14 protein-coding genes and 1 tRNA gene are annotated in these 14,767 nt (G+C 48.2%); 6 read left to right on the forward strand and 9 right to left on the reverse strand.

The annotated features are described in order from the left end of the window. Positions 1-24 precede the first annotated feature (24 nt). From AC5JR3_RS05855 to AC5JR3_RS05880, 6 genes are all read right to left on the reverse strand, one after another. Entirely contained in the window at positions 25-2,139 is a 2,115-nt protein-coding gene (locus tag AC5JR3_RS05855) for a cation:proton antiporter domain-containing protein (RefSeq protein WP_495843949.1), read from the reverse strand. 191 nt (positions 2,140-2,330) lie between these two features. Beyond that, complete coding sequence (locus tag AC5JR3_RS05860) at positions 2,331-2,999, reverse strand: HAS-barrel domain-containing protein (RefSeq protein WP_495843951.1); 669 nt, start codon at positions 2,997-2,999, stop codon at positions 2,331-2,333. Positions 3,000-3,145: 146 nt separating this feature from the next. Then, the gene (locus tag AC5JR3_RS05865; protein WP_495843953.1) at positions 3,146-3,334 is read right to left on the reverse strand and encodes an NAD(P)H dehydrogenase subunit NdhS; all 189 of its coding nucleotides are present in this window, start codon (positions 3,332-3,334) and stop codon (positions 3,146-3,148) included. Between the two features lie 131 nt (positions 3,335-3,465). After that, positions 3,466-4,719: a rod shape-determining protein RodA gene (gene rodA, locus AC5JR3_RS05870; protein WP_495843955.1), complete on the reverse strand. Its 1,254-nt coding sequence runs from the start codon at positions 4,717-4,719 to the stop codon at positions 3,466-3,468. A 108-nt stretch (positions 4,720-4,827) separates the two neighbouring features. Next, positions 4,828-5,889, reverse strand: a complete 1,062-nt coding sequence (locus tag AC5JR3_RS05875) for an Mrp/NBP35 family ATP-binding protein (protein WP_495843958.1) — start codon at positions 5,887-5,889, stop codon at positions 4,828-4,830. Positions 5,890-6,014: 125 nt separating this feature from the next. Further along, positions 6,015-6,497 (reverse strand): SRPBCC family protein, encoded by a 483-nt coding sequence (locus AC5JR3_RS05880; protein WP_495844012.1) that lies wholly within the window; start codon positions 6,495-6,497, stop codon positions 6,015-6,017. Between the two features lie 354 nt (positions 6,498-6,851). Here AC5JR3_RS05880 and hemF point away from each other — a divergent pair, with 354 nt between their 5' ends. Both hemF and AC5JR3_RS05890 read left to right on the forward strand, forming a co-directional pair. Beyond that, on the forward strand, positions 6,852-7,895 hold the full coding sequence (hemF, locus tag AC5JR3_RS05885; RefSeq protein ID WP_495843960.1) for an oxygen-dependent coproporphyrinogen oxidase: 1,044 nt from the start codon (positions 6,852-6,854) through the stop codon (positions 7,893-7,895). A gap of 159 nt (positions 7,896-8,054) precedes the next feature. Further along, positions 8,055-8,423 carry an STAS domain-containing protein gene (locus AC5JR3_RS05890; RefSeq protein WP_495843962.1) on the forward strand — a complete coding sequence of 123 codons (369 nt, stop codon included), beginning with the start codon at positions 8,055-8,057 and terminating at the stop codon, positions 8,421-8,423. A 58-nt stretch (positions 8,424-8,481) separates the two neighbouring features. Here AC5JR3_RS05890 and AC5JR3_RS05895 read toward each other — a convergent pair whose 3' ends face one another. Further along, the gene (locus AC5JR3_RS05895; RefSeq protein WP_495843963.1) at positions 8,482-9,096 is read right to left on the reverse strand and encodes a chromophore lyase CpcT/CpeT; all 615 of its coding nucleotides are present in this window, start codon (positions 9,094-9,096) and stop codon (positions 8,482-8,484) included. A 370-nt stretch (positions 9,097-9,466) separates the two neighbouring features. On the opposite strand from AC5JR3_RS05895, the gene psb29 reads away from it, so the two are divergent. Beyond that, the gene (gene psb29, locus AC5JR3_RS05900; protein WP_495844014.1) at positions 9,467-10,210 is read left to right on the forward strand and encodes a photosystem II biogenesis protein Psp29; all 744 of its coding nucleotides are present in this window, start codon (positions 9,467-9,469) and stop codon (positions 10,208-10,210) included. Between the two features lie 7 nt (positions 10,211-10,217). On the opposite strand, the gene trxA is transcribed toward psb29, so the two are convergent. Then, positions 10,218-10,535 (reverse strand): thioredoxin, encoded by a 318-nt coding sequence (gene trxA / locus AC5JR3_RS05905; protein WP_495843965.1) that lies wholly within the window; start codon positions 10,533-10,535, stop codon positions 10,218-10,220. 202 nt (positions 10,536-10,737) lie between these two features. Between trxA and fabG the strand changes: the two genes are divergently transcribed. From fabG to AC5JR3_RS05920, 3 genes are all read left to right on the forward strand, one after another. Further along, the gene (gene fabG, locus AC5JR3_RS05910) at positions 10,738-11,502 is read left to right on the forward strand and encodes a 3-oxoacyl-[acyl-carrier-protein] reductase (protein ID WP_495843968.1); all 765 of its coding nucleotides are present in this window, start codon (positions 10,738-10,740) and stop codon (positions 11,500-11,502) included. Between the two features lie 139 nt (positions 11,503-11,641). Continuing rightward, positions 11,642-12,835, forward strand: a complete 1,194-nt coding sequence (locus tag AC5JR3_RS05915) for a murein hydrolase activator EnvC family protein (protein WP_495843969.1) — start codon at positions 11,642-11,644, stop codon at positions 12,833-12,835. A 42-nt stretch (positions 12,836-12,877) separates the two neighbouring features. After that, positions 12,878-12,950, forward strand: a tRNA-Arg gene (locus AC5JR3_RS05920). A gap of 202 nt (positions 12,951-13,152) precedes the next feature. On the opposite strand, the gene kaiC is transcribed toward AC5JR3_RS05920, so the two are convergent. Continuing rightward, on the reverse strand, positions 13,153-14,712 hold the full coding sequence (kaiC, locus tag AC5JR3_RS05925; RefSeq protein ID WP_495843971.1) for a circadian clock protein KaiC: 1,560 nt from the start codon (positions 14,710-14,712) through the stop codon (positions 13,153-13,155). Positions 14,713-14,767: the final 55 nt, after the last annotated feature.

Raw genomic sequence — 14,767 nt, forward strand, 5'->3', positions numbered from 1 at the left:
ACTTTAGCCCTAGCGTCAACTTTCCTATGAGGCTCTAGGGTTGGTTTTGCTGTTAGCGAAAATATCTGAGGGTGCCCCTTGGGTTTCTCCGAGCATGACGACTGAGCAAGTAAGTTGTTTGACTAGGGGTGCGGTGACTTCGCCGATTGCCAAGCCGTCGGCACCGACACGACGCCGGAGCGATCGCAACACCACCAAGTCATAAGAGGTCGCCGTTGCCAAAATCGCCTGCGTCACGTTGTCCTGCCGCAGGATCTGAATCTCAATCAAGGGATTTTGGGGAGCAAACTGAGAAACGATGATTTCTAGCTGGGCGCGAGTCCAGGCCATTTTACTTTCAGATACTCTGGAGTCGCACACATGCAGCAAGGTAACTTGCGCTTGATTGACTTCCGATAAAATCTGGGCAAACCGCACCGGACGCACAGCGGAGGTGGTTAAGTTTTCCACAGGTACTAGGATGCGCCGAGTTTTAAGCGGTGAATCCAAAAGACGAGTGACGGCTACTAAGCAATGAGCTGACCACAGAACCGAGTCCGTCAGGTTACCAAATACACGGGCGCGAAACCCTTCCCGTCCACCCCAACCCAGCACAATCAAACTAGCATTTTGTTCGCGACTGGTATGACTAATGCCTTGAGCGACATCGTACTCAATTCGTAGTTGGGGTGATGCCTCAACTCCTAACTCTCGACTCAGTTTTTGCGCTTGATCCAGTAAGCTTTGGCTCTTAGCAACCGCCTGATTTAGCTCTGGCGAATCCATGTGAGCATGAGCTTGTGCGATCGCCAACGGCACAATCCGACCTTCTTCGTGTCGTGCCAACAACGTCGCCAGTTCCATTAAGTAGCGCTCAGTCTTAGGGTTATAGACAGGCACCACGACAGTAAATTCCCCCTTTTCGTTGGCTATCCCTGACGTCCATCCCAAGTCTGGGGGTGCCTCTACCCCTGACAAATTTTTGCTGGCTATATCCAATTGAGGGGCGAACCGGGAAGTCAGAATGGGGCCTAGGGTGGCAGTCACCAGCATCAAGACAATCACGCTGTTTAAAACGGATTCATCCAGCACTTGCGCTCGGTAACCTACTAGTGTTGCTGCCAATGTCGCTCCGACTTGGGGGATCGACAGCGACCACATCGTCAGCATTTCCTGGAGGTTGTAGCGGTAGACTACCTTTGCCAGCAGTGCGGCTAACAGTTTGCTACTAATCAAACCCACCACAATGGCAGCCGTTAGACCGATAGCATCAATGCTCTTGATAAAAGCTGGGATATCGATCAGCAAGCCTAGATCAACGAAAAAGATGGGGATAAACAGCACGCTGCCAACAAATTCAACTTTTTCTTTGACAGGGCCATTCCCAACTACGTCGTTTACCGCCAAACCAGCGAGGAAGGCACCAATAATCTTTTCTACACCGATTAGCTGGGCACCTACAGAGGCGAGAAACAGTGCTAAGAGGATAAATAAGAATTGGTTGCCTTGATCATCTTTAGAACGACGGAAAAATTCCTTCCCTAACCAGTCGAAGCCAAATAGAACAGTGGCGGAATAAATCGCCAGGGAACCTAGCAAAATTGCTAGTCGCGTCACAGAGAATTCCCCAGCATCAATCGCCACACAAATGGCTAAGACCAAAAGAGCGCCAATGTCGGTAAAAATTGTGGCACCAATGGTGACTACTACCGATTCGTTGTTGACGACTCCCAATCGTCTGATAATTGGATAGGCAAGGAGGGTATGGGAGGCAAATAAAGAACCAATTAAAACTGAGGCGTTCCAGCTAAAGCCAAACAAGCGCCCCACTAGTAGTCCCATAAGTAACGGGATGGCGAAGGTGAAGCTACCAAAGCCCATGGAACGATTCTTGGTGCGGCGGAACTGCTCCATGTCCACTTCCAAGCCAGCGACAAACATCAGGTAAACTAACCCAATATCCGACAGAAGCCGCATTGTTGGGAGTTCTGTCTGAAGCAAATTTAAGCCATTTGGGCCGAGGACAATTCCTGCGGCTAATAACCCAACCAAACCAGGAATTCGCAACCGCTCAAATAAGGCGGGTACTGTGAAAATGACCACCAGCAAAACTGCAAACGGAACAATGGGTTCCTTTAAGACTTCGGAAATTGGTTCCATAAAAATATGTTTGTGGAATCTTCCACTCAGGAGTTGAGAACAGGGCGTTTTGAGGCAAGACACATTTAGGTCGCCTCCCGGAATGGCAGATGCGATCGCCACTGCATCCTTGGCAAATTTAAAAGATTATGATAATTGTAAAAACTATTTTCTAGGATTAGTCATTAATCCTTAGGTTGATAAGGCGTAGCTCAATAGTGAAGCTGGCTCAAAATATACCGTAAGCGGTCATAATCATCCTTAAGTAAGATGCTCAAAGTACGTCCGGCTTTAACTAACCAATCCCGGTCTGCCTGACGTAATTGGTACACCTCGCGCACCGCTGCGGCGATTAGGGCTTCGACGGGGGCACCATTGACCTGTAAGAGCGTCCGCAAAAAATCTAGTTGCTCGCTAAAGTAGATAACTTCGTCGGGTTCGCACTGATAGACGGCTTGATGAATTTGTGGCGGACGGGGCGGCAGGTACTGGTAGACCTGACCATTGGTGTGTCCCTTCCCATTCATTCCCGGATAGGGAGGCTGGAAACCGACGATTGCCGCCCGAAACTCAGTTTTGAGCATGGCAAAAATCTGAGGTTGTTGCTCGCGCAAGTCTGAAAGGGACAGCCCCAAAGCCCGCGCCCGGTGAACCGAGTCAATCGGGCTAGTTGTGGCATAGTAAACCACAGCCAAAACTTGATTGCCTGACTCTTCATCAACAGACTTTACCCAACTGCCAAAGGGCGGCATGACAGGGAAGCTTAAATCTTCCGGCTCCAAACACTGCGCCAGAAATTCGGTGGTGGTTGTTTCGATGACCTCGGCAATGTGATTCGAGGAGCGATCGCCAGTGGCAAACTGGGGTAAGGGAAGACGCATGTTAGGTTACATCCGTTTATTCGTTGATGATGGGTCGTGTTTAGTCATTACTGGGTTTGACCAACACCGTAAGCAATGTGAAGGGATGAGAAATGCGCGATGACCACTGACGCGCTCAACGCTACCCCTCAAACCAGCGATCATTTTTATTTCTTCCCGGCTGTTGCCTCTAGTGGTTCAATTTCTGAGAGTCGGAAGGTGACTAGTTTATCCCAATTACCTCCCTCAAATAAAACCGCCGCCTTTCCATCACTAACCCGTTGGACTAATCCTTGAAACCCGTAGTAGATATCGTCGGCATTGATGACGCGAACTGTTGATCCTGGCAAAATCATCGATTTCTTGCACGTAAGGAATACTTTTAATAGTTTACAAGCGGTTGCTAGATTGACGAGCTTGCAACTTGAGCAGAAGACAAATTTTCATCGGCTCGTTCCACAAGCTTTGGCTCGTGGCGTCTCAACTCTTAGAACTTTAACCGATGTCGGAAATTGGCGACAGATTCCACCAGTCCAATCGCCAGAAAGCTCTTGAGCATTGCCGAGCGACCGTAACTCATCCAGGGAAGAGGAATACCCGTCACTGGTGCTAAACCAATCGTCATACTAATATTGACAATCACCTGAAACACAATCATCGACAATACGCCAATGGCAAGCAACGAGCCAAAATTGTCTTTGGCATTTTGGGCAATCATTACCAGTCGCAGACAAATTAACCAAAAAACCGCAAGCAGAACTATACAGCCAACAAAGCCAAATTCTTCCCCAACCGCACTAAAAATGAAGTCTGTATGCTGCTCTGGCACAAAATTCAGTTGGGTCATCGGTCCATTATTGAGACCCCGCCCCAAAAGTCCGCCGCCGCCAATCGTGATGCGAGATTGAATTAGGTGATACCCTCCACCAAGGGGGTCTTTATCCGGGTTGAGAAAGAGAATCAGTCGGTCTTTTTGATAGTCTTTCAAAATTCCCCAAAAGACTAGTCCCAAACTTCCCGAAATCAAGTTAACCGTAGCGGCTCCAAAGCTCCCTAACCAGGGCCAAGGCAGAGTACGCCAGGCAATGAAAGCCATCAAGGCTGTCCAGGCAAACCACCCCGGAAGAAACAGGCTAAACAAAATCGCCGCTACCAACGGAGAAACCATCAATACCAACCAACCAGGATTGGCATTGCCCCAATAGAGCATTCCGATAACAATCGCACCAAATACCAGAGAGGTACCTAAGTCAGGCTGCAAGAAGACCAACGCCCAAGGCACTGCTGTCACTGCCAATGCCCTGAGAAACGAGGGAATCGTTGAGGCGGGGCGAGTGTGGAGCAAAGCCGCTAGCGTAATAATTACCCCTAACTTGGCAAACTCTGACGGTTGAATGTTAAAGCTACCAACGGTAATCCAACGTTGAGCCCCCTTAGCGGTGGTACCAATGATCATCACTCCAATTAGGGAGAGGTTGGTGATGCCATAAATAATCCAGTGCCACTGCAGTAAGCTTTCATAGCGCGACCGGGCAATCCACAACGCTAGTACCAAGCCGATGCCGCTCATCAGCCAGTGCCACCACCAGTCAGTTAGGGCATTGTTGAGTTCGGTACTGCGGATCATCACCCCCCCAAAAACGGACAAACCAATGACGAAGGCAAATAGCAGCCAATCGACCTCTTGCCAAGGATTGAACAGTGATTTCCAGCGAATACCAGTGAAGGACTTTTGCAACATTTTGTCGGGGAGTAGAGACTAGTCGTCTATCGCAATAGTTTTGACAAGTTGTAGAGACGTTGCCGACAACGTCTCTACAGGTTCTGAATTTTTTTCCTTGGCTCTATTTTAAGCAAGGGCAGCTACAGAAACTTTAGCCGCAATGGCTTGGGCGATCGCTACCAAGGCTTTGGCAGACGCGGAGTCGGGTTGACCCACCACAATCGGTATTCCTTGGTCGCCTCCTTGCCGCAGGGAAATTTCTAAAGGAATACAACCAAGTAAGGGAATATCCAGCTCCTTAGATGTCTTTTCACCGCCGCCAGAGCCAAACAGGTCATATTCGCGGTCTGGCATGTCCGGTGGGATGAAGTAGCTCATGTTTTCCACAATTCCCAACACAGACACGCCCATCTGCTGGAACATTTTCAATCCTCGACGGGAGTCTAGTAATGCCACGCTTTGGGGAGTTGTTACAATCACAGCCCCAGCCATGGGTACTGCTTGCGCCAGGGTGAGTTGGGCATCGCCCGTTCCCGGTGGCATATCCACGATCAGATAATCAAGTTCCCCCCAATTCACCTGGTAGAGAAACTGGCGGATAATCCCATTTAGCATCGGTCCTCGCCAAACAACGGGTTGGTCTGGGTCAATCAAAAAGCCCATCGATACCAACTTGATCCCGTGGTTAAAGGCGGGTTCCAGAACCTGCCCTTTTGCCCCGTCCTGCACCATCACCTTTGCCGATGATAAACCCAGCATTGCCGGAGCATTTGGCCCATAAATATCGGCATCAATCAAACCCACTCTGGCACCCAACTGCGCCAATGCCACAGCCACATTTACAGCCACAGTACTTTTACCGACACCGCCCTTACCACTAGAAATCGCCACAATATTTCTCACCCCGGCAATCCCTGTGCGATCGGGTAGGGATTTTTGCTGAGGTGTTTCAGCCGTTACATCAACTACCACCTCCTCAACGCCTGGTAACTGCTTGACGGCCTTCTGGCAATCCTCAACGATAAATTCCCGCAAGGGACAAGCCGGAGTCGTCAAGACCAAGGTGAAGCTAACAGTACCATTGTCGATTTTGACATTCCGGATCATGTTCAATTCCACCAGACTCTTGCGGAGTTCGGGGTCTTGGACGGGTCGCAATACTTCTAGGACGGAACTGGCATCGAGCATAATACAACTACATTCCTTGCCTCAGCGCTGCAACACTCAGGCAACTTCCCCTATAAATTTCTTCATCGATCTTAACGGGTTGCTGGTCTTATAGCTGGATTGAATGAGGCATTGTCACCTCAGCTTTACAGAGCGACGGCTTGCTCGGCAGCCTGAGCCAACTCAGACGCCACCCGGGCTGTATAAGGTTTGATCAGCCACCACAACAGAGGAGACAACCAACCGCGCAGGGTCACTGAGTAGGAAACATAGGTTCCGCAGACTGTTGACTCGACCTGGTAAGTCACCCGTTTCTCAACACCCGGGATAGTCAGCACGCGAACACTGAGCAACTCCCCAGGTCGTACCCGCTCTACAAAAATTCGTACAGGAATTGGGATTAAACGCGTTACTACCTGGTAAATTAGACCGGGTTTAGCAATTAATCCCCGTGGTGCATTGGTGCTGGAGAGTAAAGGATGCCAGGAAACATCCGCTAAATTCATCAATTTTTGCCAAAGGACATCCACAGAGGCACTACTCAAGGCACGATACCGCCGATCCAGATAAAACTGACACGAAAGCCCTTCAGGGCGAGCGTCTAATTTGAAGGAAAAGTTGAGAATCACAACACTTACTCCCACGAGCGCGACTCAGGCAAGTCATGAAAAATTTGTGAGATGTTGATGAGGTTGCGGGTAGAATCCTTCTAACAGGATATAATTGCCACTGCCTCCTCAACGTCTTAACGCCCGATTCCAGCCACTCAGCTTTGAGATGAACCAATTCAAGCTAACCTAAAAGAGGACGGTGACACTGGCACTAAGCCTTTGTACTCATCCCTGGTTAAGGATGCCCTTTACCCCCCTAAGGCAGCTAGTTTGCTTTGCCTCTTTTTATAAAAGCCATTGAGCTGCCAAACGCGATCAAAATTCTCAGTCGCTGCAATCAGCTTTTGAGTTCAACCACATTGAATTGAGATTATGACAGCTTTTAAGCCGGACGTAACAACAAAGAGTAATTCTTTACCCGCTGAGAATTCCAGGGAGAGAGTCAAGCAGTTTATGCAACAACTGCAAGACGAAATCTGTCAAGAGCTGGAAAACTTAGATGGCGTCGGTCGCTTCGCAGAAGAGAGTTGGGAACGCGCTGAAGGCGGTGGCGGTCGTTCCCGAGTCATACGTGAAGGGGCGATCTTTGAGCAGGGTGGTGTTAATTTTTCTGAAGTTTGGGGGACGCAGTTACCGCCCTCAATTCTCCAGCAACGTCCAGAGGCAGCCGGACATGGCTTTTTTGCTACAGGAACCTCGATGGTGCTGCATCCTCGGAGTCCTTATATTCCTACCGTTCATCTCAACTATCGCTACTTTGAGGCAGGCCCAGTTTGGTGGTTTGGGGGAGGGGCAGATTTAACTCCCTATTACCCCTTTGCTGAAGATGCTGCCCATTTTCACCGTACTTTCAAGGAAACCTGCGATCAGCACCATCCGGAATATTACCCAGTATTTAAACGCTGGTGTGATGAATATTTTTACTTGAAGCACCGCGATGAGACACGGGGCGTTGGTGGGTTATTTTTTGACTACCAACATGGTCAAGGAGAAATATACAAAGGTCCAGACCCGCAGGGAACCGCTGCTAACTATAGCAAAAACCTAGGCGCGGTAGAACCGCGAAGCTGGGAAGAATTATTTGCGTTCGTGCAAGGCTGCGGTAGAACCTTTTTACCAGCTTATATCCCGATCGCCAAAAAGCGTGCTTCGATGGACTATGGCGATCGCGAACGCAATTTCCAACTCTATCGTCGGGGACGCTATGTAGAATTTAACCTGGTTTATGACCGGGGGACAATCTTTGGCTTGCAGACCAACGGACGTACAGAGTCAATTTTGATGTCTCTTCCGCCGTTAGTTCGGTGGGAATACGGATATCAGCCGCAACCGAATACGCCTGAAGCCCAGTTATATGAAACTTTCTTAAAGCCTCAAGACTGGGCGAACTGGACACCTGAAACCTCAGATATCTGAGTTAGAATACGTTCGGTGTGTAGCCGGGTGCGGCAATTCAAATAATTAAGAGGCTTTGTAAAATAAGCTGTTTAATATTTCAGTTGATGCACCATTTATGCAAAGACAACATCACTCCTGTCTTTAAGTTAAGGAAGTCGCTGCTGCAAGGAGGTACTGGTGATCCATATCGATCAAAAGATCCACACGACACAAGATGGTACGACCGTCATTGTTTTGGCACCCACTGGACGCCTAGACATCACGACGGCTTGGCAATTCCGGCTGAAGTTGCAGGAGTGTATCTCTAAGCTCAGTCGCCACGTCGTTGTTAACTTGAGTCAGGTTAACTTTATTGATAGCTCTGGCTTGACTTCCCTGGTAGCGGGGATGCGGGATGCAGACAAAGTTAAAGGCAGTTTCCGCATTTGCAATGTGCACCCGGAAGCCAAACTGGTGTTTGAGGTGACGATGATGGATTCGGTATTTGAAATTTTTGATACCGAGGAAGAAGCTTTAGAGGGGGTTCCTCGGAGTATGGCAACTTAACCATTGGTCAGCGCTCGCGGGATCAATATCTGTTGTTCAGATTGGGAAAAGTTGACGACTACACAGGGATTTCTGTCGAAAAATCGTGACGTTTGGTAAAGCGGTAGGGGCCGAGTAAGGCTCCCCAAATCGCTTTGCCTGTGTCAGGGTTGACGCCTTTGTCGTAGCTGCGAAATTCTTCAGCCGTTGCCTCAAAACCTAGAGAAACCTGGATAGTTTTGCCTTGATAGCAAAAGCGACAACAAGTATCAGGTGGCGGTACGGCTGCAAAAACAGAGGAATCGGGTGCAGTTTGGCGTTGCTCAATGTTGAGAATGCAGCCAGGGAGAAATTCCAAATCATCTGGAGTTAAAGATTTTAACCGTTCTGGGTGGCGTCCTGCCCCTTGAAAGGCAGCAAGCTCTTTAAATCTGTAATACTGCACCTCAAGAGACTCAGGTGCGGCTTTGCTGTGCCGGAGGCGCAGAATTCGCGAACGGTAAGGTTTATCTAAGTTGACAATATTAGCTTGTTCGGCAAAGAAGGTCAGGCTGTCGGCGGTAAAGAGGGGAACAGGTCGCTGCCAAAAGTGCAGGTGAACATACCAAGCAGGCTCCGCTGCGGCTTGCTGCTGGTTGTCGAATTCCCCTGCCATATACTTTGCTAAGGTCAGGAGTTCAGGAGAAACGCTCATAGTAGTCAGTGGCGATCGCTATTGGTCGAATTAGTATTCAGCAAGGTTAAACAGGAAAGATACTAAAGATCAAGTTACCAGGGTAGCGATCGCTACTATCAACATGTAGGGTTTGGGGGAAACTATAGAACCCCATCCTCGTTACTCTCAATTGTAGATAGAGCGTGGCGCTGTGTGGTCTATAGATGATGGAATCAGCAGGAGTCTTAGTGCTGATGGCGAGCAGGTTCGGGGCAATTTTCCCCGCTCATTGTCTCACTTCCCTAGGCAAAACCTAACTCAAGCTGTGCGCCGGAGCGATCGCATTTCTTGGCAAAGGACGTGATTAGCGAGACAATGGGAAATAGTTGCCCATTTTATGTCTCCACCCGTGAATAACGTTCGCACTGTCTCGGATACCAAGCGGGATTTTTATAAATACCATACCCGTCCCATTAACTCGATCTACCAGCGAGTGGTAGAAGAATTAATGGTGGAAATGCACTTGCTTACAGTTAATGCTGATTTTCACTACGACCCCATCTATGCCTTGGGGGTTACCACATCCTTTAACCGCTTTATGCAAGGATATCGACCGGAGCGGGACAAGGACTCGATTTTTAATGCCTTATGTAAAGCGGTAGGAGATGATCCCGAACGCTATAAACAAGACGCCGAGAAAGTTCAGTCTTTAGCAAATAGCTTGACAGAACAGGAATTAATCTCTTGGCTGAGTAATCCTACCCCTAGAGATGATACGGGGAACTTGTATGAGTCTATACAGGAGATCGCCAACAATCCGCACTTTAAGTACAGCCGTCTCTTTGCCGTTGGTTTCTATACCCTACTAGAAACAGCAGACTCAGAGAGCGTCAAAGACGAAAAGGAACGGAATCAGGCGATCAAACAAGTTGCGGAAGCATTGCATTTACCCCAGGAAAAAATGCAAAAAGACTTAGAACTGTATCGCAGTAACCTAGAAAAATTTTCTCAGGCACAACTAGTTTTGCAAGAAGCCTTAAATGCTGACCGCAAAAAGCGGGAGAAGCTTGCTCAAGAAAATAATCAAGCCACACCATCAGCAGACAATTCTCAGGAATCCGGGGCTTCTAAAAATGAAGCACCCTCTTCCTAAGTGACTTTTAAAGTAGGCTCTGTAGACGCTGAATAAGTTGTTCTGCTGGGATGACGCCCTCAAACCGCTCTACAGGTCGTTGATCTTTAAAAAGCACTAGAGTTGGTAGGGCATGAATTTCATACTGACTGGCGAGGTCAGGATACTTATCTGTGTCAATTTTCACCACTTGTAAACGGTCTTTCATTTGAGCATTTACCTGCTCCAAAATCGGACTCATCATCTGGCAAGGGCCACACCAAGTTGCGTAAAAATCGACTAATACAGGCACAGTAGAGCCAGTCAGTAAATCGGGGAAACTATTGAATTGCTTTTTGGTTGCCATATCAAACGATGGGTGATTTCTTCTTACAGTTTAAGGTTGGGACTGGAGATTAAGGCTTGGGGTGTGGAGATTGGCAAGAGCGCTTAGCGATGAACCCTGATTTTAGGAGTAATGTTTGCCTAGCCAACCATCACTAACTAGTGACTCAGGGCTAATCTCAGCGGACAATAGACAACTGACAAAGAGCAAAGAGGAATTGTTGATGAACGCACTAGAAGCAGGTCAAGCACGATTAAACGACCGCGTCGCGATTGTCACGGGGGCTTCGCGAGGTATTGGTCGGGCGATCGCCATGGCATTGGCAGCTGAGGGAGCAAAGGTTGTGGTGAACTATGCCAGTTCCAGTACAGCAGCGGATGAAGTGGTAGCCGCGATTGGGGACATGGGAGGAGAAGCGATCGCCCTGCAAGCCGATGTTTCCCAAGCCGAGCAGGTCACTGCCTTGCTCAATACAGTGATGGAAAAGTACAGCCGTGTCGATGTGCTGGTGAACAATGCCGGGATTACCCGCGACACGCTGCTGCTGCGGATGAAACTGGAAGATTGGCAGGCGGTCATTGATCTGAACCTAACAGGCGTTTTTTTGTGTACCCGTGCTGTTAGTAAAGTGATGCTGAAGCAGCGCAGTGGACGGATTATCAACATTACTTCTGTTGCTGGACAAATGGGCAACCCTGGTCAGGCAAACTACAGTGCCGCCAAAGCTGGTGTGATTGGATTTACCAAGACGGTTGCCAAAGAATTAGCCAGCCGCAACGTTACCGTTAATGCGGTTGCACCCGGCTTTATTGCCACTGACATGACCAAAGATGTGAAATCAGAAGAAATTCTGAAATTTATTCCTCTGAGTCGCTTCGGTCAACCGGAAGAAGTCGCCGGGATGGTGCGTTTTTTGGCGGCTGACCCTGCGGCGGCTTACATTACTGGGCAAGTCTTCAACGTCGATGGCGGCATGGTCATGGCGTAGCGATCGCTGCTGTGCTGAGTGAGGTTAAACTCGCCCACCCAGGGAAAATCTTTGTGTAACCTAACAAAGTTTACGCCTATATAGGAGTGTCCATTTGTGGTTTCATCTTTTTAGCCTCCACATTTTGGATCGGTTTTTAATGAAATTTCGGCGAACTCGACGGCAACGCTTTAAATTCTTGCCTTGGCTGGGGCTATTCCTGCTGTGCTGCTTGCTGACGGCAACAACACCGACGTTAGCTCAAACAGCAGAATCTCCCTCTGTTGATACCTTACGAGAGGTACAAAAGCATCTTGACCAAGAGCGAGCCATATTCTCCAAAGAAAGCGATCGCCTCACAGATATCGAAAAAGCCGCCCAAGGCTATCTAAACAACCTAGGAAATCAAGTCCAAGCCACAGAGACGCAAATCCAAGACTACAACTTTCAAATTGAGCTAGCCAATAAACAGATACAGGAAATCCAGGAAGATTTAGCGATCGCCGAACAAGTATTTTCCCAAAAACAAACTGCAACCATTGCCCGCCTGCGTTTTCTGCAACGCCAACAACTATCAACCCAGGGTTGGGACATTTTGCTCAAAAGCCAAAACTTCAATGAATTCCTCAATCGACGAGAACGCTTAAAGCGAGTGTATCAAGCCGATCAGGAAATTTTGCTCAACTTAAAAGCGGCGGCGAATGACATTCAAATCCAAAAGCTGGCAATTGAACAACAAAAAAATCAAATTGCCCTCCTTAACCAACAACTCCTGGCACAAAAAGCCGAATACGAAAAACAGTTTGTTGTCCAGCAGCAGCTCATTGAACGTCTCAACTCAGACCGACTTGCTCTTGATGCCGCACACGCTCAACTCGTCAAGGATTCACAAAACATTGGCATCTTGATTCAACAAAAAGTTACAGCGGCAAACAAAGCCAGGTTGCCTGGAGGGATAATTATTCGCGGGACAGGTCAGTTAAGCTATCCCAGCGACGGCACAATTACCAGTAGCTTTGGCTGGCGGAATCATCCCGTTTTGGGCTACGGACGCTTTCATGCAGGTCTTGACTTTGGTGCCAGCTATGGCAGCACGATTCGCGCCGCAGACAGAGGAACGGTAATTTTTTCCGGTTGGTATGGGGGCTACGGTTATGCGGTGGTAATCGACCACGGTGACGCCATAGCGACGCTTTATGGTCATGCCAGTAAGCTTCATGTGAGTGAGGGACAAACTGTGGAGAAGGGGGAAGCGATCGCCGCTGTCGGCTCTACAGGACTATCGACTGGCCCCCATCTTCACTTTGAGGTGCGCCAAAATGGGGAACCTGTCGATCCACTGAGTTACCTCTGACCGCGTTGTTTCCAAAAATGCTATGATGGCAAAGACCAACAAGGGCACGTAGCTCAGGGGATAGAGCACCAGATTCCGGTTCTGGGTGTCGGGGGTTCAAATCCCTCCGTGCTCGTTAGAAATATCAAATTAGGGTTTTGGACATCCTTCCGTCGCTAGTCGTAGGTTAGCCTATTCCTGTAGGTTTAGCTCAAAACTAGAGCGGGAAAAATCTTCCGTAGCGCCGATATTCTGCCTGCGTTGCAGGTTGAGGTGGCTTTACAGGGCAAACAGCGCCTTTGTAGAGCCTCAGGCTCCGACGGAGGTAATATTCGCCTCTACTCATTCCCTTTCTCTCGGACTCCCTGAACAATGCGAGAAAGTTCATTCTTTTCGCTCACGGCAATGCGAGTGGGAGAACCGCTAATAATCCGTTCGTAGTTGCGGAAAGAATCTTTAATTTCTGGCCCAGCCTCGCTGATGGTGTACTCGCGAATGCCTTTGTCATGCCAAGAACCGCGCATCTTGAAGACATTGATTGCCCTAGACATTTCCCCGCGAATTTCTACATATTGCAACATCAAAATTGTGTCGGTAATGGTAGAAATATGAGAATCAGTAATGGAATGAGAGCCTAAAAACTGGTCTGTGGTGTTTGTAAAAAATCCTGTAATTTCCTCTTGCTTGGCATAACCCGTTACCCCAATCACAAATTGCCGAAAAGCGTTATGACTCACCCCTCGCGCTAACGCAGAAAGCGAGTCAATAGCAATGCGAGAGGGTTTGAACTCGGAAATTGCGGATTTAATAATTTGCAAATGATCTTCTAATCCCGATGATTCCGGATAAGAACAAAGCAGCTTCAACAAGCCTTTTTGTTCCATTTCTTCAAAATCAATTCCCCAAGAGTAAGCATTACGAGAAAGCTGGGCACGAGATTCTTCATAGGCGAAGAGAATGGCGCGTTCTCCTCGAGCACAGGCTTCTTGCAAAAACTTACTGACGAGGAGAGTTTTACCTGTACCTGTGGCACCTGTGGCAAGAATAATAGAGTCTTTAAAGTAGCCACCACCGCACATTTCATCTAATGTTTTTACGCCTGAAGATACGCGGATATTAGAAGAACGCTGGGTCAGTTGCATCGCGCCTAAGGGGAAGATATTAATACCTTCTTGAGTAATGGTAAAAGGATATTCTCCCTTCATATGGGTGGTGCCGCGCAGTTTCAAAATCTCGATGGTGCGGCGTCGGCGTTCCCCCTCCAAAACATTGCGGACAACAGCAACGTTGTCGGAGACAAATTCTTCTACCCCAAAACGGGCAACTTGACCGTATTCCTCAATTCTTTCGGTTGTCATCACGGTTGTCACCCCAATTTGCTTGAGGCGTGCAACTAAGCGAAAGATTTCCCGGCGGACGACTGACGCGGCCTCGTATTGTTGAAAGACAGCGGTGACAGAATCTATGGAAACCCGTTTGGCTTTATATTTCCGAATAGCGTATTGAATGCGTTCAATTAAGGCAGAAAGGTCAAAGTTTCCTACAACTTCTTGCCCTTCTGGATCGGGAGATGCATCGAGGATAAATAGCTTACCTTCGTCAATTAATTCCTGTAAGTCCCAACCAAAACTATGGGCATTTGTAATAATGTCTTGGGGAGACTCTTCAAAGGTAATAAATATGCCTGGTTCGTCAAAATAGTTAATACCGTTGTAGAGGAATTGAACGGCTATTAAGGTTTTTCCGGTACCTGATGTTCCACTTACTAAGGTTGTTCTGCCGAGCGGTAAGCCACCATGACTAATATCATCGAAGCCTTCAATCATGGTACGGATTTTTTTGATGCCTTTGAAAACCGCTTTTTCTTTGTTCTGATCAGTGGGATTAATTTGAGTCATTATTAGGCGCTAAAATACGTTATTAAGAAGTCTCGATATAACTACTGAATTGATG

The organism is Kastovskya adunca (assembly GCF_059505785.1).